At 38.0% G+C, this 22,022-nt stretch carries 19 protein-coding genes; 17 read left to right on the forward strand and 2 right to left on the reverse strand.

Translation table 11 applies throughout. The features are described 5' to 3' along the window. Nucleotides 1–2: 2 nt before the first annotated feature. The 12 genes from ppdK (at nt 3) to J2Y03_RS04450 (ending at nt 12,238) form a co-directional block, all read left to right on the forward strand. Nucleotides 3–2,672, forward strand: coding sequence for a pyruvate, phosphate dikinase (ppdK, locus tag J2Y03_RS04395; protein ID WP_310191037.1), 2,670 nt, complete (start codon nt 3–5; stop codon nt 2,670–2,672). 614 nt (nt 2,673–3,286) lie between these two features. After that, nucleotides 3,287–4,300 (forward strand): LacI family DNA-binding transcriptional regulator, encoded by a 1,014-nt coding sequence (locus J2Y03_RS04400; protein WP_310191039.1) that lies wholly within the window; start codon nt 3,287–3,289, stop codon nt 4,298–4,300. Between the two features lie 4 nt (nt 4,301–4,304). Further along, a complete protein-coding gene (locus J2Y03_RS04405) occupies nt 4,305–4,823 on the forward strand; it encodes a NanQ anomerase/TabA/YiaL family protein (protein WP_310191042.1) in 519 nt (172 codons plus the stop codon). 5 nt (nt 4,824–4,828) lie between these two features. After that, on the forward strand, nt 4,829–5,284 hold the full coding sequence (locus tag J2Y03_RS04410; RefSeq protein WP_310191044.1) for a tripartite tricarboxylate transporter TctB family protein: 456 nt from the start codon (nt 4,829–4,831) through the stop codon (nt 5,282–5,284). A gap of 9 nt (nt 5,285–5,293) precedes the next feature. Continuing rightward, nucleotides 5,294–6,802, forward strand: coding sequence for a tripartite tricarboxylate transporter permease (locus J2Y03_RS04415; protein ID WP_310191046.1), 1,509 nt, complete (start codon nt 5,294–5,296; stop codon nt 6,800–6,802). A 72-nt stretch (nt 6,803–6,874) separates the two neighbouring features. Further along, nucleotides 6,875–7,885, forward strand: a complete 1,011-nt coding sequence (locus J2Y03_RS04420; RefSeq protein ID WP_310191048.1) for a tripartite tricarboxylate transporter substrate binding protein — start codon at nt 6,875–6,877, stop codon at nt 7,883–7,885. 30 nt (nt 7,886–7,915) lie between these two features. Continuing rightward, entirely contained in the window at nt 7,916–8,608 is a 693-nt protein-coding gene (locus J2Y03_RS04425) for an RraA family protein (RefSeq protein WP_310191050.1), read from the forward strand. A gap of 381 nt (nt 8,609–8,989) precedes the next feature. Further along, nucleotides 8,990–9,190 (forward strand): hypothetical protein, encoded by a 201-nt coding sequence (locus J2Y03_RS04430; RefSeq protein WP_310191052.1) that lies wholly within the window; start codon nt 8,990–8,992, stop codon nt 9,188–9,190. A gap of 436 nt (nt 9,191–9,626) precedes the next feature. Next, a complete protein-coding gene (locus tag J2Y03_RS04435; protein WP_310191054.1) occupies nt 9,627–10,103 on the forward strand; it encodes a DUF2975 domain-containing protein in 477 nt (158 codons plus the stop codon). Between the two features lie 10 nt (nt 10,104–10,113). Continuing rightward, entirely contained in the window at nt 10,114–10,335 is a 222-nt protein-coding gene (locus tag J2Y03_RS04440) for a helix-turn-helix domain-containing protein (protein WP_310191056.1), read from the forward strand. 215 nt (nt 10,336–10,550) lie between these two features. Further along, nucleotides 10,551–11,465: a VOC family protein gene (locus tag J2Y03_RS04445; RefSeq protein ID WP_310191059.1), complete on the forward strand. Its 915-nt coding sequence runs from the start codon at nt 10,551–10,553 to the stop codon at nt 11,463–11,465. Beyond that, a complete protein-coding gene (locus J2Y03_RS04450; RefSeq protein WP_310191060.1) occupies nt 11,462–12,238 on the forward strand; it encodes an arylamine N-acetyltransferase family protein in 777 nt (258 codons plus the stop codon). Before J2Y03_RS04445 ends, J2Y03_RS04450 begins: the two co-directional genes overlap by 4 nt. Before the next feature lie 119 nt (nt 12,239–12,357). Here J2Y03_RS04450 and J2Y03_RS04455 read toward each other — a convergent pair whose 3' ends face one another. Both J2Y03_RS04455 and J2Y03_RS04460 read right to left on the reverse strand, forming a co-directional pair. Continuing rightward, nucleotides 12,358–13,293: an FkbM family methyltransferase gene (locus J2Y03_RS04455; RefSeq protein WP_310191065.1), complete on the reverse strand. Its 936-nt coding sequence runs from the start codon at nt 13,291–13,293 to the stop codon at nt 12,358–12,360. A 30-nt stretch (nt 13,294–13,323) separates the two neighbouring features. After that, nucleotides 13,324–13,458 (reverse strand): BA3454 family stress response protein, encoded by a 135-nt coding sequence (locus J2Y03_RS04460; protein WP_132094767.1) that lies wholly within the window; start codon nt 13,456–13,458, stop codon nt 13,324–13,326. Between the two features lie 148 nt (nt 13,459–13,606). On the opposite strand from J2Y03_RS04460, the gene J2Y03_RS04465 reads away from it, so the two are divergent. From J2Y03_RS04465 to J2Y03_RS04485, 5 genes are all read left to right on the forward strand, one after another. Continuing rightward, complete coding sequence (locus tag J2Y03_RS04465) at nt 13,607–13,801, forward strand: YbxH family protein (RefSeq protein WP_132094769.1); 195 nt, start codon at nt 13,607–13,609, stop codon at nt 13,799–13,801. A 75-nt stretch (nt 13,802–13,876) separates the two neighbouring features. Next, entirely contained in the window at nt 13,877–16,450 is a 2,574-nt protein-coding gene (locus J2Y03_RS04470) for a DEAD/DEAH box helicase (RefSeq protein ID WP_310191072.1), read from the forward strand. A 157-nt stretch (nt 16,451–16,607) separates the two neighbouring features. Continuing rightward, a complete protein-coding gene (locus J2Y03_RS04475) occupies nt 16,608–17,651 on the forward strand; it encodes an ATP synthase beta subunit C-terminal domain-containing protein (RefSeq protein ID WP_310191075.1) in 1,044 nt (347 codons plus the stop codon). Between the two features lie 340 nt (nt 17,652–17,991). Continuing rightward, a complete protein-coding gene (locus J2Y03_RS04480; RefSeq protein WP_310191078.1) occupies nt 17,992–19,335 on the forward strand; it encodes a 3' terminal RNA ribose 2'-O-methyltransferase Hen1 in 1,344 nt (447 codons plus the stop codon). Continuing rightward, entirely contained in the window at nt 19,335–21,935 is a 2,601-nt protein-coding gene (locus J2Y03_RS04485; protein WP_310191081.1) for a polynucleotide kinase-phosphatase, read from the forward strand. The genes J2Y03_RS04480 and J2Y03_RS04485 overlap by 1 nt, the downstream gene beginning before the upstream one ends. Nucleotides 21,936–22,022: the final 87 nt, after the last annotated feature.

Here is a 22,022-nt window from a genome sequence, read left to right on the forward strand (position 1 = left end):
TGATGGAAAAATTCGTTTACTTGTTTCATGAAGGAAATGGAAATATGAAGGAAACGCTTGGAGGGAAAGGGGCTAACCTAGCGGAAATGACGCGTATCGGGTTACCCGTTCCGTATGGTTTTACGATTTCGACACAAGCATGTAATGCCTATTATGATTCGGGAAAAACGATTCCATCCTTAGTTGAAAGTCAGGTATTGGGAGCACTCGGTACCCTTGAAGAAAAAATGGGGAAAAAACTAGGGGATGCAAAGAATCCATTACTTGTATCTGTCCGTTCAGGCTCTGTTTTTTCAATGCCAGGGATGATGGATACAGTCCTAAACCTTGGTATGAATGATGAAACCGTTATTGGGATGGGGGAATTGACCAATAATCCTCGTTTTGCCTATGACTCTTACCGCCGCTTCATTCAAATGTTTAGTAATGTCGTTCTTGATATCAATACGTATTATTTTGAACAATTATTAGAAGAAACACGAGAGCAGAAAGGCTATCATGCCGATCCAGAAATGAGTGCTGAAGACTGGAAAGAAGTCATTGAAGGATATAAAGGTATTGTTAAAAAGCATACAAGAAAAGACTTTCCTCAAGATCCAAAGGAGCAACTATTTCTTGCTATTAACGCGGTGTTTGATTCTTGGAATAATCAGCGTGCTATCGTCTACCGCCGCTTGAATAAAATTCCTGATCACCTCGGTACAGCTGTAAATATTCAAAGCATGGTGTTCGGTAACATGGGGAACGATTCTGGAACAGGCGTTGCTTTTACAAGAAATCCTTCAACCGGTGAGCATGTTCTTTACGGTGAATATTTAATTAATGCACAGGGCGAAGATGTAGTTGCAGGGATTCGTACACCACAGCCAATCCAAACCTTACAGGATGAAATGCCTGCGGTTTACAAGCAATTCACGGAAACATGCAAACATCTTGAAGGGCATTATCAGGAAATGCAGGACATTGAATTCACGGTCGAACGTGGTCGATTATTTATTCTTCAAACGCGTAATGGCAAGCGGACTGCACAAGCTGCGATTCGGATTGCTGTTGAAATGGTCGAGGAAGGAATCATTGATAAAAAGACAGCCTTGCTTCGTGTAGATCCTGATCAATTAAATCAGCTGCTTCACCGTCGAATTGATGATAAATATCAGCGTACGTTATTGGCAAAAGGTCTGCCGGCGTCACCAGGAGCTGCTACTGGTCAAGTTGTATTTGACGCAGATGAAGCGGAGGAATTAGGAAATGCTGGTAAAAAGGTTATTCTTGTTCGTCCAGAAACAACTCCTGATGATATCCATGGTATCGTTGCCGCGCAAGCAATCTTAACGAGTCGCGGTGGTATGACAAGCCACGCTGCAGTTGTAGCCCGCGGTATGGGTAAAGCATGTATTTGCGGCTGTGATGCATTGAAAATTGATGTGAAAGCAAAACAATTTAAGGTTGACGAAAAGGTTATTAACTACGGAGATATTATTACCATTGATGGTTCTACAGGAGAAATCATGCTTGGAGAAATTCCAATGATTGAACCACAGCTTTCCGATGAGTTCCAGCTGTTACTGGCTTGGGCAGACCAAGAACGAAAAATTGGTGTACGAGCGAATGCAGACAATCCTGAAGATGCACAAAAAGCATTTGAATTTGGTGCAGGTGGAATTGGATTATGTCGTACGGAGCATATGTTTATGGACTTAAAACGAATTCCAATTGTTCAAAAAATGATTTTAGCAGAGAAATATAATGAGCGTAAGGAAGCCCTTGATGAGCTGCTGCCAATGCAGCAAGGCGATTTTGAAGGAATATTTGAAGCCATGCAAGGATTCCCGGTTACGATTCGTTTATTAGATCCGCCATTACATGAATTCTTACCCGATAAAGAAGAGTTGTTAGTTGAAGTAACAAAGCTGCAAATTTTAGACCCTACTTCACCTGAGTTGAAGAAAAAAGAATTATTGTTGAAAAAGGTTCGTCAATTAGATGAATTCAACCCAATGCTCGGTCACCGAGGCTGTCGTCTCGGAATGGTTTATCCGGAAATTTACGAAATGCAAGCAACAGCTATTTTTTATGCAGCTGCGAAGCTAGCGGATAAAGGGATGGAAGTGCAGCCGGAGATTATGATCCCGCTTGTTGGACACGTGAATGAGTTAAAACAAATGCGTCAGCTCGTGATTGATGCTGCCGAAAAAGTACAGGAAGAAACAGGAAAGCAATTTGAATATACGATTGGAACAATGATTGAGATTCCACGTGCGGCACTTACAGCTGACCAAATTGCCGAAGAAGCCGATTTCTTCTCATTTGGAACAAACGATTTAACCCAAACTACTTTTGGATACAGCCGTGATGACGCAGAAGGGAAATTCCTGCAGAATTATATTGAAAATAAAGTACTGCCAGAAAATCCTTTTGCTGTCCTTGACCAAGAAGGTGTTGGCAGATTAGTAGAAATGGGCGTAAGGCTTGGTCGTGAAGCAAAGCCATCGTTAAAAACGGGTATCTGTGGTGAACATGGCGGAGAAAAAACGTCGATTGATTTCTGCTACAAAACAGGTTTAGATTATGTAAGCTGCTCACCTTACCGCGTGCCGCTGGCAAGATTAGCTGCTGCACAAGCAACGATTCGCCATGAATCAAATAAGGAAGAAGTATATACTACAGCATAATTTGTTAACCACGATGTGTATAACAGGTTCCATTTCCAAGGCAAACAACTAAAAATGTAACCAAAAATGACTATCAAATTGAAAGCTAATTTGATAGTCATTTTTTTAAAATCTATCAAAACTTTTTCAGAATTAGTACTTAAATTTGTATTTGGAAGGTTAATATAAAGGTTTTCTGAAATAATTATTATCATCTTTGATTTTGACAAAAGTAGGTATTGATTTCAGATAATTTAAAATAAAAAATATATTTAGAATAAATTGTTGACAGACCTAAAAGTCATATAGTATATTTTGTTTAAGAAAAGTATGAAACCGGTTAACCAACAAAAGATTTTATAAATATTTCATTAAAGTTTCCATTAGATACTGATGGAATCAATAATGATACCGGTTAACCGCCTGATTTCTTTGAAGACATTAATAAGTCTATTTTCTTGCACTTTTATGAAACCGGTTAACCAGATAGGCTTAGATGTAGAATAATGGAAAAGTGCTACAAGTAAAAAAATATTGTACCAATTGTAAACGCTAACATTGAATCTGGGATGTAAAGTTTAAAAAACTAATAGTATTTAATAGATAGTATTAGGAACTATTTAGGAGGTGATTACATGAAAATGGAAAAAATAACTATTTCAGATATCGCAAGACTTTCGAATGTATCGAAAACCACTGTATCAAGAATTATAAATGGAAACTATGGAAAGGTGAATAAAGATACAAAAGAACGGGTTTTAAGGATCATTGAAGAATTAAATTACCAGCCAAACACTTTGGCCCAAGGACTGAAACAGAAAACAACCAATGTAATTGGGATTGTTCTTTCTAAACTCCATCCTTTTTGGTCAGCTGTCCTTGAGGGGGTAGAGGATTCTTGCCGGAGTAAGGGATATAGTTTGATGATTTCAAACACAGGAGATGATCCTGAGCTTGAAGTGGAACAAATCAAGAGTTTTATGCAAAGAAAAGTAGATGGTGTGATTGTCTCTCCAACCATCCATAATAAAGCCTTCTATGAGGAACTGATTGAACGGTCCTATCCGATTGTAGCAGTAAGCCGTAAAACACCGAACGTATCTTTAAACACAGTAGCCATGAATGATATTAAGGGTTCTTGGATGGCAACAGAGCATTTATTGTCGCTGGGGAGAGAACAGATTATGTTAGTGGTTTATCCTCCTAATGATATCAGCCCAAGATATGAACGTGTTGCAGGATTTGGAATGGCGTTAAAAGCTAAGGGTAACCAACAAAGCTGGGTTGAGATTGTAGATGAGAAACCAGGAATGGCGAAACAAAAAATTATAGAGGTCCTTAAAGAAAAGAAAGTGGATGCGATTATCTCTACCAACAACATTTTAAATTTAGAAATATTGAAAGCGGTAAAAGAATCAGGACTAAAGGTTCCTGAAGATGTAGCTATTGTTGGGTATGATGATCCTGCTTGGGCAGAATTGGTCGATCCTCCATTAACCTCTGTTTATCAGCCTGCCTATGAAATTGGTGAAAAGGCAGCGAATCGATTAATTGAATTAATTAAGAACACAAACAAAACAGAACAAGAAACCACGATTTTTGAACCCAAACTGATCATAAGAAATTCATGTGGGGAAAAGGGGGATTAGAAAAATGATTGTATGTGATTTGAACAATTGGAATTTGGAGAAAAATGCTTTTCATTCAGCCATTCAAATGGGTATAGAGTACATAAAAAATACCGATATTGGTGGTCTTAAACCGGGGAAATATGAGATTCAAGGAAAAGAAATATACGCTCAAATCCAGGAAGTCAAAACGAAAGCAATCGATGAAACGCAACCTGAATCACATGCACGTTACCTTGATGTTCATTATCTATTTAATGGAAGTGAAGAGATCATAGGGATAAGCAAAGTGAATCCAAATAACAAAATTTCCACTAACGACTTTGAAACAAAGGATATTGCTTTTTACGACTCAGTAGAAGAAGAATCTTTTATTCTACTTAAACCAGATATGTTTGCTGTATTTTTTCCAACAGAAATCCATCGTCCTTGTTGCCATGTAGGAAAATCTGAATCTATCAAAAAAGTAGTTATTAAAATTGATTCATTTTTACTTAGTGATCGTCGTTTTGTACAACCTTCGAATACGTACGTAAGGATGTGAAAACTTTGAAAAGTTTAGGGTTAGGTTTTTTCTTAGCTGTTTTCATACTTGTATGCAGCGGAATTATGTTTTGGCAAGCTATATCAATGGGTTACTACAGTGAGTATGGACCAGGTCCAGGATTTCTCCCCTTATGGGTGAATGGGTTACTGATTATTTTAGCTGTGATGTACTTAATCATATCTCTAATTAAGAGTGATATCCCGCTTTCTAAAGTTTTTCCGAAGGGTGAAGGGTTTATCAATGTATTGGTTTCAATGGGGGCACCGATCCTGTTTTTAATCAGTATCCCATATACCGGTTTTGTGGTCGCTAGTATGATTACATTATTCTTCCTTTTTCTTCGAGGATTTAAATGGTATTGGAGTTTGGGGTATTCTGTTGGGTTATCAATCATTTTATTTATGATCTTCAGTACGCTATTACGGGTTCCAGTACCTGTAAATGTCTTAGGTTGGTAGGAGGGGAATATGGAAGCATTTAGCTATTTACTTCAAGGATTTGAAACGGCGCTTACATGGCAAAATCTATTATTCTGTGGGATCGGTGTGATGTTTGGGATGTTCGTTGGCGTCTTGCCTGGACTTGGACCAGCTGCAGGAACTGCACTCCTTTTGCCGCTTACCTTCACACTTGAGCCAGTTACTGCCATTATTATGTTAGCTGGGATTTATTATGGCTCCATGTATGGTGGGACCATCACATCGGTGTTAATTAATACACCAGGTGAAGCTTCATCGGTTATCACTTGTTTGGATGGTTATCCTTTAGCTAAAAAAGGACGCGCAGGTGCCGTACTTGGGATTGCCGCCATTGGTTCATTTATTGGAGGAATCGTATCCATAACGGGTTTAGTACTAATGGGACCGATTATTGCCAGACAAGCGTTAAAATTTGGTCCACCTGAATACTTTGCGTTACTGGTTTTAGGATTAACGCTGTTGGTTGCTTTAATGGGAGCTTCCCTTTTGAAAGGCTTAATAGGTGCACTTTTTGGATTATCCCTAGCTTTTGTTGGGCAAGATCCTAGTTCTGGATTCATTCGATTTAATTTTGGTGAAACCTATTTAACAAATGGTATTGAATTTATTACGATGGCTATGGGTTTATTCGGGCTTTCTGAACTATTTTTTAACGCAGAAAAAAGCTTTCGTGAAAAAGCGGAGGAGCCGCCAAAGGTGAAAGGATTATTACCAAATAAAGATGAATGGGGCCCATCCATGAAGGCCATTGGACGAGGAAGTATACTGGGATTCTTTCTTGGGCTAATTCCTGGTTTAAACTCAGTCATACCGACCATTCTCAGTTATTCATTGGAAAAGAAATTATCAAAGGATCCATCGCGATTTGGTAAGGGTGCGATGGAAGGAGTGGCTGGTCCAGAAACGGCAAACAATGCTTATTCTGGTGGAGCACTGATTCCATTATTCACGCTAGGTATTCCAACTTCACCAACCATTGCTATTTTACTAGGTGCTTTTATCATGCATGGTCTAACACCAGGTCCAACATTATTTCAAACCAACCCAACGGTGGTTTGGGGAATTGTGGCTAGTATGTTTATTGGAAACGCGATTCTTTTAATCATGAATTGGCCATTAGCTGGTATGTGGGCAAAGATTACCATGGTTCCATTTAAAGTGCTATTACCAATTATATTGATGGTTACAATACTCGGAACATTCAGCATTCGAAATAGTTTATTTGATGTAGGAGTAATGATTTTCTTTGGGATTTTGGGATATTTTCTTAAAAAGGCAGGCTTTCCGCTCGCTCCGATTATCTTAACTTTTGTTTTAGGAAGTCTATTAGAGACTACCTTAATCCAGTCGTTAACCATGTTTGAAGGTGAATTTTCCAAATTCTTTACAAGACCCATTTCAGGAACTATTTTAAGCATTGCAATCATCTCGATACTATTTAGCATTATTTCATCCATCCGAGGAAAACGAATTTCAACTGGGGATGTTGAAATGTAATCCAAAAATCGGTTTTGTGTAATTCATATCTATATAATTTTCAAAATATTCACTAAAAATGGAGGGGTATGTATGAAAAAGAAGTTCATGAGTATTTTGTTGGTGTTATTGTCTGTTATTCTCATTGCAGGATGTGCACAGGGTGGAAGCAATACAACAGAAAAAACAACGGGAAATAAGGAAGCTAAAGGTGTTGATTGGCCGACGAAACCGATTAAATTTATTGTCCCTTTTGCTCCTGGTGGAGGAACGGATTTAGCTGCAAGAACGCTGCAGCCTTATTTGGAAAAAGAATTAGGTGTTTCCGTCGTTATTGAAAATAAAACTGGCGGTGGTGGCTGGGTAGGCTGGGGCGATTTAGCCACAAGTCAGCCAGATGGGTACACACTTGGTTACTTAGTTTTCCCGAACATTTTCACAGGCTATTTAAACCCGACAGCAAACAGACAGGAAACGTTTGATAGTTTCGAGTATTTAATGAGTCATCATGTGGATTCAGGGTTGCTTGTTGTAAGAGGCGATGAATCTAGATTTAGTACTATTGAAGAATTTATAGACTATGCTAAGAAAAATGATATCGCTGGAAGTAGTGGTGGTGTTGGATCTTCTCCACACTTTGCGGGAGTCCAAATTAATGACCAATTAGGCACGAATATTCGTTTTGTTCATGGAAATGGAGGGGCAGAGGCGATTGCTCAACTTCTTGGTGGACATATCGATGTTGGATTTCTTGACTACTCGTCCTCAAGGGATTTGATCAAAACTGGAGAGTTAAAAGTAATCGCCGTCCTCGGTTCTGATCGATTCTCTAAACTACCGGATGTTCCTGCAATTAATGAAGTCTTTGATACAGACATTCAAAAACTATTAAGTAGAGGAATTGCTGCTCCTAAAGGGGTCGATCCGGCCATTCTAGAAAAATTAAACGGAGCTTTGGAAAAGGCGATGAATAATCCTGAACATATTGAAAAATTAGCAGAACTGGGTGTAGAAGTTCACGGGCTTCAAGGGAAAGAATATATCGATTTTCTTAAAGAGCAAGAAGCATCCATGATTGAATTAAAAGAGGTATTTGGTTGGTAAAGAGGAGTGGTCAACAAGGAGGAATGCATGATGAAGCCAGGATTTAGAATATATACAAAAGTAAATAGACCGCCGAGCGTATTGGTGGAGAAGTTTAACCATATACCTGTCGCGAATATTGCGGATAATATGGGGAGAATTTCATGTGTGGATACAGGGATTAAGCCTTTTAATAGAGTGAAAATGGCAGGGCCAGCCATTACCGTAAAAGCACCTGTGGGAGATAATCTAATGTTTCATAAAGCATTGGACATGGCTCAAAAAGGAGATATCATAGTCGTCGATGGTGAAGGCAGTATGAATCATTCACTTACCGGTGAGGTTATGATGAGATATGCAATGTCAAAAGGGATTAAAGGATTTGTCGTGGATGGTTGCATTCGGGATGTCGAAGCTGTAAAAGAGTTAGAATTTGGAGTCTATGCAAGGGGAGTACAGCCGAAGGGACCGTATAAGAACGGGCCAGGTGAAATAAACGTTCCGGTTAGTATAGGCGGTCAGGTTGTAAATCCAGGAGATATTTTGGTGTGTGATATGGATGGAATTGTCGTGATCAAACCTGATGATGCTTTATTCTTACTGGAACGATCCTTAAAACATAATCAAATCGAGGAAGAATATATGGATTTGATTGAAAAAGGTATATGGGATCGTTCTTGGGTTGATCAGGAACTCGAAAATAAAGGATGCGAAATCATAGAGGATTTTGCCTATAAATCTTAAAGATATTTTGATATTTATTATTCAAACAACAACATATGCCAGACACCACCTGAAAATCGGATGATGCCTGGCACCAATTTAAGAGATAACATTTCATTAGCAGACCAAATCGCCAAGTTGATTTGGTCTGTTTTTCTTTTATGCCATATGTTAGAGTTATTCATACACTAACTTGGTGGGAGCGAATTTATTCAACTTACGACGATAGTCTGTAATAAAAAGAGGCATTTACTAATTTATTTAGATTAGTAGCTGTTGCTTATATAGTCTTTAATTTTTTTTACAAATCTTTTACAAACAATTTACAAAGAATTTATAGGGTTTTATTCATTTTTGACTAATTCTTAATGTAAAAGATATTAAAGGATGGAGGTGGAGAGAATGAAACGTCAAAAGACTTTTTTTATGATTAAAGATCTGATTTTTGAAATCCAGAAACCCGAAATTACACTAAAGCAAATTAGAGTAGCAGAGGTTAAAATTGAAAATGAGGAATATAAAGAACTGAGAAAAAAATTCGATGAAGATGTTTTTCATATAGAAAAAAAACCTGAAGGATGGTTTATAACACAGAAAGAGTAAGTCCTAAATCGAAATTTACGGTAACTTTGAAAAAGGTACATATTCAGAAAATTCACCAGCTTTAATTGTTGTTGCCAAAAAATAAAAAACATAGAAAATTAAATACTCAACCGTCGTCGTGCAATTGTGTAAGAAAAAGCAGTGGAAATAAATTCCATTGCTTTTTCTTAATATTAAAATTTTTCCAAAATAGATCGTTTTGTTAATGCCGATAATAAAAGAAAAAGCAGTGAAAATCGTCAATAGTTTAAGATATATTGAATCATTTTGAAAAAGTGTAGAGGACAAACGTTAAGTTTGTTCCCTGCACTTTTTTTAGTCTGCGATAAATTCTAATAACAACAACAAAATAATTAATAACAATAATGATTTATTGTAAATCAATAAATCATGTGTTAATATCAATTTACAATAAATAATAAATGAGGTGCTTTTAATGAAACGTGGATCAACACTCTTTTTAAAGTTAGCTGTTATTCTTATGTGTATCCCAGTTCTTGCTTTGGGTATATTTGGGTTTACTTGGTTACCAAAGAATCCAGTAAATCCAGATTATGCCTATATATTATATCCCATTGTAATAGGCATGTATGTATCAGTGATACCGTATTTCGTTGCCTTGTATCAGGCTTTTAAACTTTTAAGCTATATTGACAAGAATCGAGCTTTTTCTGAATTGTCTGTTAAATCTCTAAAGAATATCAAAATCTGTGCATTGACAATCAGTGGTTTGTATGTGGTAGTTCTGCCCTTTGTTTATCTCGTAGCTGAGCTAGACGACGCACCGGGTCTCATCATAATTGGAATGGTCCCTATCTTTGCTTCAATGGTAATCGCAGTCTTCGCTGCTGTTCTTCAAAGACTTTTACAAGAAGCGATTGATATAAAATCGGAAAATGACTTAATAGTCTGAGGTGATAACGATGGCAATTATAATTAATATTGATGTGATGCTGGCTAAAAGGAAAATGAGTGTAACAGAACTCTCGGAGAGGGTTGGAATCACGATGGCTAACCTTTCTATTTTGAAAAATGGAAAGGCAAAAGCGATTCGATTATCAACAATGGATGCGATTTGTAAGGCTTTAGAATGTCAGCCTGGAGATATTTTAGAATACCGAAGTGATGAAGACACCCAAGGTTAGATATAACAGGAAACTACGGCAGCGGAAAACCCGTTGCTTTTTGTGCATCTCGAGGATTATTGGATAAAGATGCTAAAGAACGATATTATACTAAATATATAAATAGAAGGGAAGGAGAAAAATGGGGAGGGAAATACTGGCGAATGGCAAGAAATACTATCATAAAGAAACTGTTAGGTCCGCAAATATTAAACAAAATATAGGAGGAATACACAATGTTACAAAAAAATCAAAAAATTGTTCCACATTTATGGTATGACAAGGAGGCAAAAGAAGCAGCTGAGTTTTACACTTCCATATTCCCAGACTCCAAAATTACAAACCTATCAACCATCCACGACACGCCCTCAGGCGACTCTGATATCGTCTCTTTTGAGCTTTGGGGGCAGAAGTTCATGGCGATCAGCGCAGGACCATATTTTAAAATTAATCCATCGGTATCTTTCATCGTTAATTTTGATCCATCGCGAGAAAAAAATGCGAGTGAAAAAATAAATGAGGTTTGGAACAAATTATCCGATGGTGGCACAGCGTTAATGCCACTTGATCAGTATCCGTTCAGTGAAAAGTATGGTTGGATTCAGGATAAATATGGATTGTCATGGCAGTTAATGCTTACCAATCCAGAAGGTGAAGAGCGGCCGGCAATCATGCCGTCACTTTTGTTTGTCGGCGATAAATGTGGCAACGCGGAAGAGGCGTTTAATTTTTATTTATCCGTATTTAAGAACGCAAAGCTGGGACATGTCGCTCGCTTCCCGAATGGCATGGAGCCTGACAAAGAAGGAACCATCATGTTCTCTGATTTCAGCTTAGAAAATCAGTGGTTTGTCGCAATGGATAGCGCGCACGACCATAATTTCAGTTTTAATGAGGCAATCTCATTTATGGTGTACTGTGACACACAAGAAGAAATTGATTACTACTGGGAAAAGCTCTCTGCAGTTCCTGAAGCCGAGCAATGCGGCTGGCTAAAAGATCAGTTTGGTGTATCCTGGCAGATTGTACCAAGTGAGATGAACGAGATGATGAGTAAGAGCACACCGGAGCAGCTAGCCCGTGTAACGAAAGCATTTCTTACAATGAAAAAATTTAATCTTGTGGAATTACGGAAGGCATACGAGGGATGAGCGACTTAAACTTCCTATTCCGTAAAAGAATTGGCATCTCGGATGATGAGGTAATAACATTTCAAAATTTGGACAAGGTTCTTGAAAAGACAGCCAAGGCGATTCCGTTTGAGAATTTATGTATTATGGAAAATAGGACAACCCAAATTACAAATGAAAATGTAATGAGTAAAATACTTGAACAAAACGAAGGTGGACTTTGTTATGAACTAAATTCAATTCTTTACCTTTTTTTAATCGAAAACAACTTTAACACAACCTTAATCCGCGGTGTGGTATATGACCATATGAAGCAACAATGGAGTGCAACTGGTAAAACCCATGTTGCGAATCTTATTGACCATAATGGGCAGCTTTATCTAGTTGATACTGGTTTTGGAGGGAACTTACCATTAAAACCAGTTCCGTTAAACGGTGAGATGGTAGAATCAAATAATGGTGAATTTAGAGTGGATGATCAAGAAAGTGAACATGGCGATTATATTTTGTACATGAAATTAAAACATAAAGATGAAGATTGGAAAATAGGGTACGCGTTTAATTCTAATGAAGGATTTACTAATATTACTGAGTTAAATGAAGTACAAAAAATTATCATTAAACATCCAGAATCAGCATTTAATAAGAATCCATTAATGATTAAATTAACAGATAAAGGGAACATGATACTAACAGACTCTTCATTTACCGAGTGGGTTGATGGCAAGATGACAAAGAAAAAGATTGATGAAAAACGATTTAGTTTAATCAGAAAAGAATATTTTAATCTATAGTTATAAAAGTTAAAGAGCATTTCATAGTAAAGAGGAATGCTCTTTAACTTTGTAAATAACTCAATTTAGATATAACAATGCAAAAAAATAAGCACCCAAGATAAGCGCTCATTCTCACACTATGAAGCTAAAGCAAGTTGGAAAATATCTATTTGCTGCTTTATATTTTTCACTAATATCATATCTGTATGTACATAATTTGACCCGAATAGTTTGTATAAATCGGAAAGAGATAATTGACTCCCATTTACAAGCTCATTTTTGCAATAGATGTATACTAAAAAATGTTCTTGTAAAAACCGTAAGAAATCATTTAAATCTACTCCTGATTTTTCCATATACTCACTATTAAACTCAATATAACCTAAAGCAGAAGCGCTTTTCTGAATTAGTTCTGTCATTCCTCTTAAAACAAATGCTTCATATCCCTCTACATCAACTTTAAACAAAATATTTTTGTTCGTTACATCCTCTGCGACTATCGAATCAATCGTAACAGAGTTAACGGTGATTTGTTCAATCATATCGTGCGCAGGACGATAGGCTGCAGAAGATGTACCGGACCAATGTTTATCTACATAGAACGTTTTTTCTTCTTCTTTATCTGCCGCAAAAACATTAAAAATCTTCATTTGCTCTTTATTTGGATGAACCTCTTTTGATAGATGAATATACTTTAACAAATCTTGATTCGCTTCGATACCATAAATATGTGTGTGGTTTGAATAATTGGTCGAGAAAATACATTCTCCATAGTTTACGCCTACATCGATAACCAAATCAGGTGAATAATCTTTCACAGCTTTCATCCAAAAATTTGTCAACCGCTTCTGAGTCATCCCATTGCTGATCAACAAAGCTCTACCTCGATTCTCCTCTGAATTAACAAAGATCGAATTGGAGGAAGGTAACACAATTTCATTTGGAATTTTACTAGTATTCAAAGTCTTGTATTTAAGAAGTATCCCTAAATCAATGAAAAACTTCCATGTCCTCGGGTAATTTTCCCACATTTTAAATAAGAAAGTCTTTCCTGCAGCTGCTCTCGTGTTCATTTTTCACCTCCCTAATCAAATTACGACATGTTAATTTGCCCATTGTTTCAGAACTTGTTCTTTTGCAATTTGGTAAATTTCTTCTTCTGATTGGTTTTTATTCGCAATTACTTTGGTTTGATATTTTTTTCCCTTATAGGGTACATAAATAGTATATTCACACATTTTGATCTTTCTCCTTTCTTTAATGTAATGAGTTTTGTACTTCTATTGTATAAGCAATTTTTTAAGTTCTGATGTATTTTATGTAAAGTTTTATTTAAAAGTGGTGTTTATAGTAAATACTAAATAAAACTCAAAAAGGGGATATATCATGGGAGCTATTGAACGAAATGGGTTTCGGTTTGTACCAGAATTCAGTGTTAGCCACCAAAACGGAGCCATTCATGTTTATAATAATAAAGAGCGTTTCATTGAAGAAATTAAGTTTGAGTTTTCAGGGGATTTTCCAGGACTCGATCAAATAGAAGATTTAGTGAATGAATACTGCAATCAGCGTCAAATTTAGGAACCGAATATTAGTTCGGTTTCTTGTTTTTTTGTTATACTTAAATTACATAGTTTTGGAAAAGGAGGGAAGAAAATGAATAAATTAACCGCCGTTTATCCTCAAGCTGTTGAACACACGAGGAATAAAGTAATCGAAGACATGAATCATTATTTAGAGGCAAAAGAAAGTTTGCCGTCATTTCACGAATATTTACGTGAGCGTGGGCACTATCTCGAGCAAATTTGGATCAATGTCTGGTTAAATAAGGTCACGAATGATGTCCCTAAGAATGAGAAAAAAGAGTTTTTACGTGAAAAAGGGTTTGAAGTCCAAGGCGTGGACCGAAAGCTTATTAATAAACTTTTTCGGGATGAAATGAGAGAATATCAGCCATTTAAAGTATTGGAATGGACCAAAGAAACATTTTCAGGTAAAGAAGCGGAATGGGAACAACGTTATCAGCAGGCGAAAGCCGATTTTATAAACAGGCAGGAAATGAACCGCTTAGCAGAAGTTCGCCATAATGTCACAGAAGAAATAGAAGAGACTGCCGCTGCAATGCTTGAGAAGGATTATACTGAGTTTTATCTTTATGTTCGGTATTTTACAGCAAAACAATTAGCAGCAGACCTTAAGAACAATGTGAAATTTCAATCGGTCGATACTTTTGCACTTGAAGAAAAATTAGTCGATGAGGGGAATTTTAATCCAGCTTCCTACACTACGGTTGCTTCATTTTTTGAGGAATTAACCGGTGATATTCATAAAACAGTGAATTGGGGACGGAGTTTGTATGAGTACCAAACGTATTTCTTTGTATATGAAAGCTTAATCTCTGATTACCTATCGGAGCTGATTCCGCAAATGGTTCTGGATAAGCTTCCGTTCAAGATAAAGGAGCAATTTCAAGAAACTTTTGGTCAAAAGCTGACTCCCTCTTTTATCAAGGGCAGTATCCAGGAGCTTCTCTATGAAGTGGAAGACTATTTTATTGAAGATATTCAAGAGGAATACTTGTCAGATCTATTGAAGATTACTGACATTCCTTTTAATGTTTCCGTCCATCAGAAATTTTTTGAAAAGGATTTTGCTGATAGAGAGCGAAAAAAGGCGGAGGAAGAGGCAGAATTACAACGAAAAAGAGAAGCAGAAGAACGAATGATGGAGGATATTTTCGGTCAGGAATACAATCCTTCATTAGGAAGACGCGTTCGTTATGTTCTTCATATTGGAGAAACGAATACGGGGAAAACACATCATGCTCTCGAGCGAATGAAGGAAGCGAACAGCGGATTATATCTAGCTCCGCTAAGACTTTTAGCACTCGAGGTTTATGATAAATTAAATGCCGAAGGAACACCATGCACGTTAAAAACAGGTGAAGAAGAAAAACTGGTTCCCGGTGCCACTCACTTTTCATGCACGGTTGAAATGTTTCATGAGAAAGAAAATTATGAAATAGTCGTCATCGATGAGGCACAAATGATCACCGATAAAGACCGTGGCTTCTCCTGGTATAAAGCAATCACAAAAGCAAATGCACGAGAAGTACATATTATCGGCAGTCGTAATTCAAAGCCAATGCTTTTGCAGCTGTTAGGTGAATCCAATATCGTCATCCATGAGTATAGTCGTGAAATCCCACTCGAAGTGGAATCGAAGGAATTTAATATTAAACATGTGAAAAAAGGGGACGCATTAATTTGTTTTTCAAGGAGACGGGTGCTTGAAACAGCTTCTAGACTTCAAAACGATGGTCATACTGTCAGCATGATTTACGGCAGCATGCCGCCAGAAACAAGAAAAAAGCAAATTGAACAATTTAACAGCGGAAAAACAAAGGTAATTGTCGCGACCGATGCGATTGGAATGGGCTTAAACTTGCCGATTCGCCGGATTGTCTTTTTAGAAAACGAGAAATTTGATGGAACGAGAAGGCGGCTGTTAACCTCACAAGAAGTGAAACAAATCGCTGGACGTGCTGGTAGAAAAGGGATTTACGATGTGGGTAAGGTTGCTTTCACAAAGGATATTCGAATGATGAAGCGGTTGCTTGATCAAGAGGATGAGCCTGTTCTTACATTTGCTATTGCGCCAACGAATTCTGTATTTGAGCGCTTCCAACGTTATTACCGTGATTTAGGCACTTTCTTTGAGCTATGGGGCAAATTTGATAGCCCGCCAGGAACCAAGAAAGCTTCACTAACAGAGGAACGGTCGCTATATCATTTAATAGCCGGAACAGAAATTGAGGCACGATTACCTTTAATGGACCTGTATGGGTTTTTACATTTACCTTTTTCAAAAAATGAACCAACCCTAACGAGGCAATGGGAAGAAACGATGTATGCGATCATTCAAGGTACTCCACTTCCTGAACCTCCATATAAGGAAAGAAGTTTGGAGGATCTCGAGTTAGCTTACAAGGCATTAGGCTTGCATCTACTCTTTTTATATCGGTTAGGAGAGCGGACCGAGGCGATCTATTGGGAGCGGCTGCGTGAGGAAATGAGTGACAAAGTACAGGATAAATTAAAAACTGATATTAAAAAATTCGTCAAGAAATGCAAAAACTGTGGAAAGAACCTACCTTGGGATCACTCATTTCCAACCTGTGACACCTGTCATAATGCTAAATATAGAAGACGCTTTGCAGAAGATTTTTAAATTACCCACATTTAATTAAAAGAAACAACATTAAAGCAGAGGATATGACCTTTGCTTTTTATTACGTTTAAATTAAAAATAATTACTCTTTAGCGTAATTTATTGTTGCTTTTTAGAGTAAGATAAATTACTATTTAAAGTAAAGGAGGTGGTAATAGTGGAAAATATTAGATTGAACGTTCCATTATTGAGAAGAAGGGTGCCAAACCTTACAAGTGCAGCTCGTGAAGTAGGTTTACGGCCGGCAACAGTATCAAATTTGTGCACGGGGAAAATTCCGGTTGGACGCGCTGAAGTTCGTACCATCGTTGCATTAGCAGAATTAGCACAATGTAGTCTGGATGAGTTAATTTTAAGAGGGGAGAATGTAGAGATGATTGAAACGAAAATTAAAACATTAGATTTGTTTGCGCCAATCGTTAAGGGAGGAACCGTTGGACTTGTTGCTCGACCAGGAATGGGTCAGCTAGTTGTACTAGCGGAATTATTCTATCGTTTTAAGAAAGAAGGGTATGCAACGGTATTGTTAAAACCTGATGGAAATCACCCTGAAATTGAAGAGGTTACGGATGATGTAGAATTTATTGCTGAAACGATTGATAAAGTTTTTACAGAAATGTCAGTAGTTGGGAAGAATAAAGATATTATCTTTGTTGCCGACCGTTCCCATGTGTTAACGGGGGAAATCTATGAACTTCAAGAAAAATTACATGATGTTGATATCAAGAGTGTTACTACGTTCTTACTCGATTTAAAAGGAGCCTCGGTGGACGAAGACCTTCCATACGGGCCACTTGAAACATTATGGCAGTTTGATATGGATCTTTCCGCTAGACATCGTTACCCAGCGGTAAACCCAATCCACTCTACCTCTTCGGTGCTGGAAGGCGCACATCTTGATCAAAATCATTTGTCCATTCAACAAAAAGCACAAAAGCTGTTGCGTCGCTATCGTGAATTACGGTCGCTCGTAAATGTGAAGGGGATAGATGGGATACCTCCATCAGAAAAAGAGACCTATCATCGAGGAGAACGCTTAGAAGCATATTTGACACAGCCATTCTATGTCGCTGAAGCCTTGACGGGGATCAAAGGTGAAGAAGTTAGTTTGAAGGATACATTGAATGACGTTAAGAAGATTTTAGATGGTGTAGTGGATTCCAAGGATATCGCATCTTTGAATTTTATTGGGACGATTTAATTGTGGAGTGACCGTAACGAATAATGTTTACATCTTTCGGTCAGTGCAGCAGGTCTGGAGTGACCGAAACGTAAAATAAACAGGCTTCTCGGTCAATGCAGGAGGTCTGGAGTGACCGAAACCAAAAATAAAATGGCATCTCGGTCAATGCATCAAATCTGGAGTGACCGAATCTAAAAATAAAAAGCAATCTTGGTCACAGCACCCTATCCAAACCACAATACAATTACACTTTCATTGAGGACGTACCGACCTAGTCGTACGCCCTTTTAAATTTTCCATTTTTGTGTAATTATGGTAGGTAAGAGAAAAATACATCAGAAGAAGTGGAGTGTAAAAAATGCAGCTATCTTTAACTGTTAGAGGGTCCGGTGCAGATGTAGTCTCTTATCTTATCGCCAAAAACCCCAATAATCCATATGAACGAGATGAGAAAGGTTTTAAAGTTCGTCTCGTCTATCCTATTTTTAACAAAGAAGAGGTTCAGTTTGTCATTTATGTAAAGCCAGACCCAATTGATTTAGTTCGAAATTCATCGGATTTATTTGATATTACCCATTACATAAACGACCGCGAGTTTGCCGTCAGCAGCTTATTTATCACGACCATCCGCAAGGCATTAGGAACCGCTTTAAATGGGAAACCAGATGAAGAGTATCAGCAATGGGTGGACCATCCATTTGAAATGGAGCTGGCTTTTGGTCCGGTATCAACTGATTTACGTGATCAGGAAATAGCTGATTTGTTTGAACCAATGGGTTACAAAGTAGAAATTGAGCGCGGAGAAAGCACCATCCGTAAAAAAAGCTCAGCACGATTTGTCACTATATCTGGTGTGCAAAGCGTCCAAAACGCCTTAAAGCATGTTTCGATTCTCATTCCTGTCATCGATAACTATAAGCACTATTTTTTAGATGAGAGAGAGGTAGAGAAACTCGAACGTTACGGGGAGGGATGGCTGGAAACCCACCCGTTAAAGCAAATGATCGTCAAACGTGCTCTTCGATTTAATGCGTTAATTTCTCAATCTAAATATTATGAAAAGAAACCACATATCCGTAACCAGGAAGAAAGCCCGAAGATTCGTTTAAATGACTTGCGTTACGAAGCAATACTGAACGTTATTCGTACGGTGCCACAAAGGGAGACAATTGTGGACCTTGGTGCTGGGGAAGGAAGACTGTCTGTCCAGCTGGGTTTTGTACAGGGTATCAAAGAAATTCTATCGATTGAGCCCTCGAATAAAGCCCGCCTTAAGGCAATCGAAAGATTTGGACAAGTGATAGAAAAAGAGGGATATGTTGAACCACAATCACTTGCGGGGTCATTATTTTATTTTGATAGTCGGTTGCAAAATAAAGATATTATCATATTGTGCGAAGTGATTGAACATATTGACGAGGAACGGCTCCCTAAAATAGTCGCTACCATTCTTGGTGATTATCGTCCAAAGACACTGATTGTGACAACACCAAACCAAGAATACAATGTCCTTTATGATATGGATGAAACCATGCGTCACGACGATCACCGTTTTGAATGGACACGAGCTGAATTTGCTCAACATGTTGAAGCATGGACGCAAAACTATCCTTACCAAGTCAGCATTCGAGGGATTGGGGAAGAACATCCAAACTACGGTCAACCAACGCAAATGGCAATCTTCAGAAGGGAGGAGGCATAATGACAACACTCCATTTACCGCATGCGGGAATTGTCTTACTAGTCGGGCCATCTAATACTGGAAAAACAACCTTATTGAAGCAGTTAATCCAAGAAAATCAAATTCTTGCCTCTGAAGTGGTCAGTTCTGATCAATTCCGCGTTCTCGTCAGTGATATTGAATTTATTAGCTGGAATGGACGACCAAAAGACGAAAGCGAAGCACTATTTCAAGAATACCAACAAATATCTGGTGCTGCTTTTGAAGCAATGGATTATGTCATTTCAAAACGCTGTAAACTAAATAAATTAACATTTATTGACGCAACCCATTTACGTGAGGAAGAGCATGAAAAATATCTTCAAATGGGGAAGAAATATCATGTTCCCGTCATTGCCATCGTCTTGAATATTTCAGAAACTGAATTACTTAGACGAGATGCGGAGCGGGATTTTCCTCGGGGCAGAAACCGAATAAAACAGCAGTATCAACATTTTAAAACTACGCTTCGCTTTATTAAAAAGAAACCTTACCGAAGGGTATACCTACTTGGTGAAGATGAACTTGAAGTTTTGAATGTAAGCCGATTAGAAAACCCATTATTCATTGAGCTGGATAACGGCATCGATTTTATCGGTGATATTCACGGTTGCTATGAGGAGTTTTTAGAAATCCTATCAAAACTTGGGTATCAAGAAAACGAAGAAGGTTACTACCTCCATCCAGAAGGGAGGAAAATTCTTTCACTAGGAGATGTGTTAAGCCGTGGACCAATGTCAATCGAAACCCTACAATTTTTCCAAAAGCATGTAGCAGCAGGACATGCCTATATGATTGACAGCAACCATGGCTGGAAAATTGCCCGCTGGCTTGAGGGCAAGAATGTCAAGATGGCACATGGGGATGAAAATGTCGCCGCTGAGTTTGAAGAATATGAGCGGAAATATGGTACAGATGAGGCAGCGAAGTTAAAAGAACAAATAAAAGAGTTACTGTTGGGAGCGAAATCACATTATATCATCCGAAAAAATGGTGTAAATGCTGTTGTTGCCGTCCATGCAGGAATCAAGGATCACTATATTGGGAAACAGTCGCCGACCATTTCTGATTTTTGCCGATATGGTGATAATGAGGGACTTGATGAAAATGGGAAACCGATTCGAAAAGACTGGTCCATCTCGCACAAATCTAGTGAACTCATTCTTTGGGGGCATGATCCAAAGCCGCAGCCATTACTCGTGAACAATACACTGAATATTGACCAAGGTGTTGTATTCGGTGGTAGTCTAACCGCCTATCGTTACCCAGAAAAACAATTTGTTTCTGTTAAGGCAAAGCAGGATTATGCGAATGTACCGGACAATCCATTGAAGGAATGGGAAAGGAAGAGGCTCGATTCGCCAAATATTATAAAGTTCTTAGATGGATATTCTGTGTTAACGGAAAACTATGGGGAAATCATAATTTATGAAGATGGCGTGAAGCCAGCCTTGGATGACCTATCCCATTACACTCGGCCGCTTGAAGAAATTGTCTACCTCCCGCCAACAATGAGTCCGACACCAAAACCGTCTCGTTTGGAAGGATATCTTGAACATCCAATGGAGGCATTTGAATACTATCAATCTAATGGCGTAGAGACCATGGTCGTAGAAAAGAAACATATGGGCAGCAGGGGAATTCTATTTTTATTTAAAAACAAGGATATAGCCAAGGAATATGTGGGTCGAGAAACATTGGGAACGATTTATACCCGGACAGGTAGGGCGTTTTTTAAAAGAGAATTAGAAGAACAAATTGTATATCTCTTAAATCAGGATTTAGTGAAAAGTGGCTATTTTGAAACGTACAATACAGATTTTGTGTTACTTGACGCTGAAATTCTTCCGTGGAATTTAAAGGCGAAGGAGCTGATTTTGAACCAATATGCTCATGTCGGTGAAATGGCTATGCTTGACCGCAATAAATTAAAAAGTTCACTACAACAAGCATTAGAAAGTGGCAAGGATGTTGGGCACTGGATTCAGGAAAACGATATTGAAATGGAGAATGCCAGAGTATTTAATAAAGTATATCAAAAATACTGCTGGGAAACAGAGGGCTTGGAAGGAATTCAAATTGCACCTTTTCATACTTTAGCGCATAGCACGGAATCCTTATTTGAAAAGCCGCACACATGGCATATGGAGAAAAACAAAGAATTCAGTGAAATTTCCCAGCTGTTTGTGGAAACTGACTACCGGGTTGTAAGTGATGAAGCCTCGATGAAAGCAGCGATTGAGTGGTGGAAAGAAATAACCGAGGATGGACATGAAGGATTTGTCGTCAAACCGGATTCGTTTATTACCCGCCACAAAGGAAAACTCCTGCAGCCAGCGATAAAGGTGAGAGGCCGCAAGTATTTGCATATTATCTATGGAATGGACTATCTGCTGCCGGAAAATTTATCTCGATTAAAGAAACGGAATGCAGGCAAAAAGCAGCGGAACGCTTTGAAGGAATTCGCTCTCGGTGTAGAGGCGGTTAATCGATTTGTAAAAAGAGAATCTCTAGAACGTGTTCATGAATGTGTTTTAGGTGTACTCGCTTTAGAAGCTGAACCTATTGATCCAAGATTATAGTTGAGATAAATGAACTGTAAATTATTTATTGCTTTTAACAAGTATTACACTTTAATACAAATAGAAAAGGAGTAGCAACCTGAGCTA

Source organism: Neobacillus niacini, from assembly GCF_031457145.1.
GTDB classification, from domain to species: domain Bacteria; phylum Bacillota; class Bacilli; order Bacillales; family Cytobacillaceae; genus Neobacillus; species Neobacillus niacini_J.

What these genes read in the sequence shown, in the direction of transcription:
- ppdK (WP_310191037.1), top strand. Translation starts at nt 3, where the DNA reads ATGGAAAAATTCGTTTACTTGTTTCATGAAGGAAATGGAAATATGAAG.
- J2Y03_RS04400 (WP_310191039.1), top strand. Translation starts at nt 3,287, where the DNA reads ATGAAAATGGAAAAAATAACTATTTCAGATATCGCAAGACTTTCGAAT.
- J2Y03_RS04405 (WP_310191042.1), top strand. Translation starts at nt 4,305, where the DNA reads ATGATTGTATGTGATTTGAACAATTGGAATTTGGAGAAAAATGCTTTT.
- J2Y03_RS04415 (WP_310191046.1), top strand. Translation starts at nt 5,294, where the DNA reads ATGGAAGCATTTAGCTATTTACTTCAAGGATTTGAAACGGCGCTTACA.
- J2Y03_RS04420 (WP_310191048.1), top strand. Translation starts at nt 6,875, where the DNA reads ATGAAAAAGAAGTTCATGAGTATTTTGTTGGTGTTATTGTCTGTTATT.
- J2Y03_RS04425 (WP_310191050.1), top strand. Translation starts at nt 7,916, where the DNA reads ATGAAGCCAGGATTTAGAATATATACAAAAGTAAATAGACCGCCGAGC.
- J2Y03_RS04430 (WP_310191052.1), top strand. Translation starts at nt 8,990, where the DNA reads ATGAAACGTCAAAAGACTTTTTTTATGATTAAAGATCTGATTTTTGAA.
- J2Y03_RS04435 (WP_310191054.1), top strand. Translation starts at nt 9,627, where the DNA reads ATGAAACGTGGATCAACACTCTTTTTAAAGTTAGCTGTTATTCTTATG.
- J2Y03_RS04440 (WP_310191056.1), top strand. Translation starts at nt 10,114, where the DNA reads ATGGCAATTATAATTAATATTGATGTGATGCTGGCTAAAAGGAAAATG.
- J2Y03_RS04445 (WP_310191059.1), top strand. Translation starts at nt 10,551, where the DNA reads ATGTTACAAAAAAATCAAAAAATTGTTCCACATTTATGGTATGACAAG.
- J2Y03_RS04450 (WP_310191060.1), top strand. Translation starts at nt 11,462, where the DNA reads ATGAGCGACTTAAACTTCCTATTCCGTAAAAGAATTGGCATCTCGGAT.
- J2Y03_RS04455 (WP_310191065.1), bottom strand. Translation starts at nt 13,293, where the DNA reads ATGAACACGAGAGCAGCTGCAGGAAAGACTTTCTTATTTAAAATGTGG.
- J2Y03_RS04460 (WP_132094767.1), bottom strand. Translation starts at nt 13,458, where the DNA reads ATGTGTGAATATACTATTTATGTACCCTATAAGGGAAAAAAATATCAA.
- J2Y03_RS04465 (WP_132094769.1), top strand. Translation starts at nt 13,607, where the DNA reads ATGGGAGCTATTGAACGAAATGGGTTTCGGTTTGTACCAGAATTCAGT.
- J2Y03_RS04470 (WP_310191072.1), top strand. Translation starts at nt 13,877, where the DNA reads ATGAATAAATTAACCGCCGTTTATCCTCAAGCTGTTGAACACACGAGG.
- J2Y03_RS04480 (WP_310191078.1), top strand. Translation starts at nt 17,992, where the DNA reads ATGCAGCTATCTTTAACTGTTAGAGGGTCCGGTGCAGATGTAGTCTCT.
- J2Y03_RS04485 (WP_310191081.1), top strand. Translation starts at nt 19,335, where the DNA reads ATGACAACACTCCATTTACCGCATGCGGGAATTGTCTTACTAGTCGGG.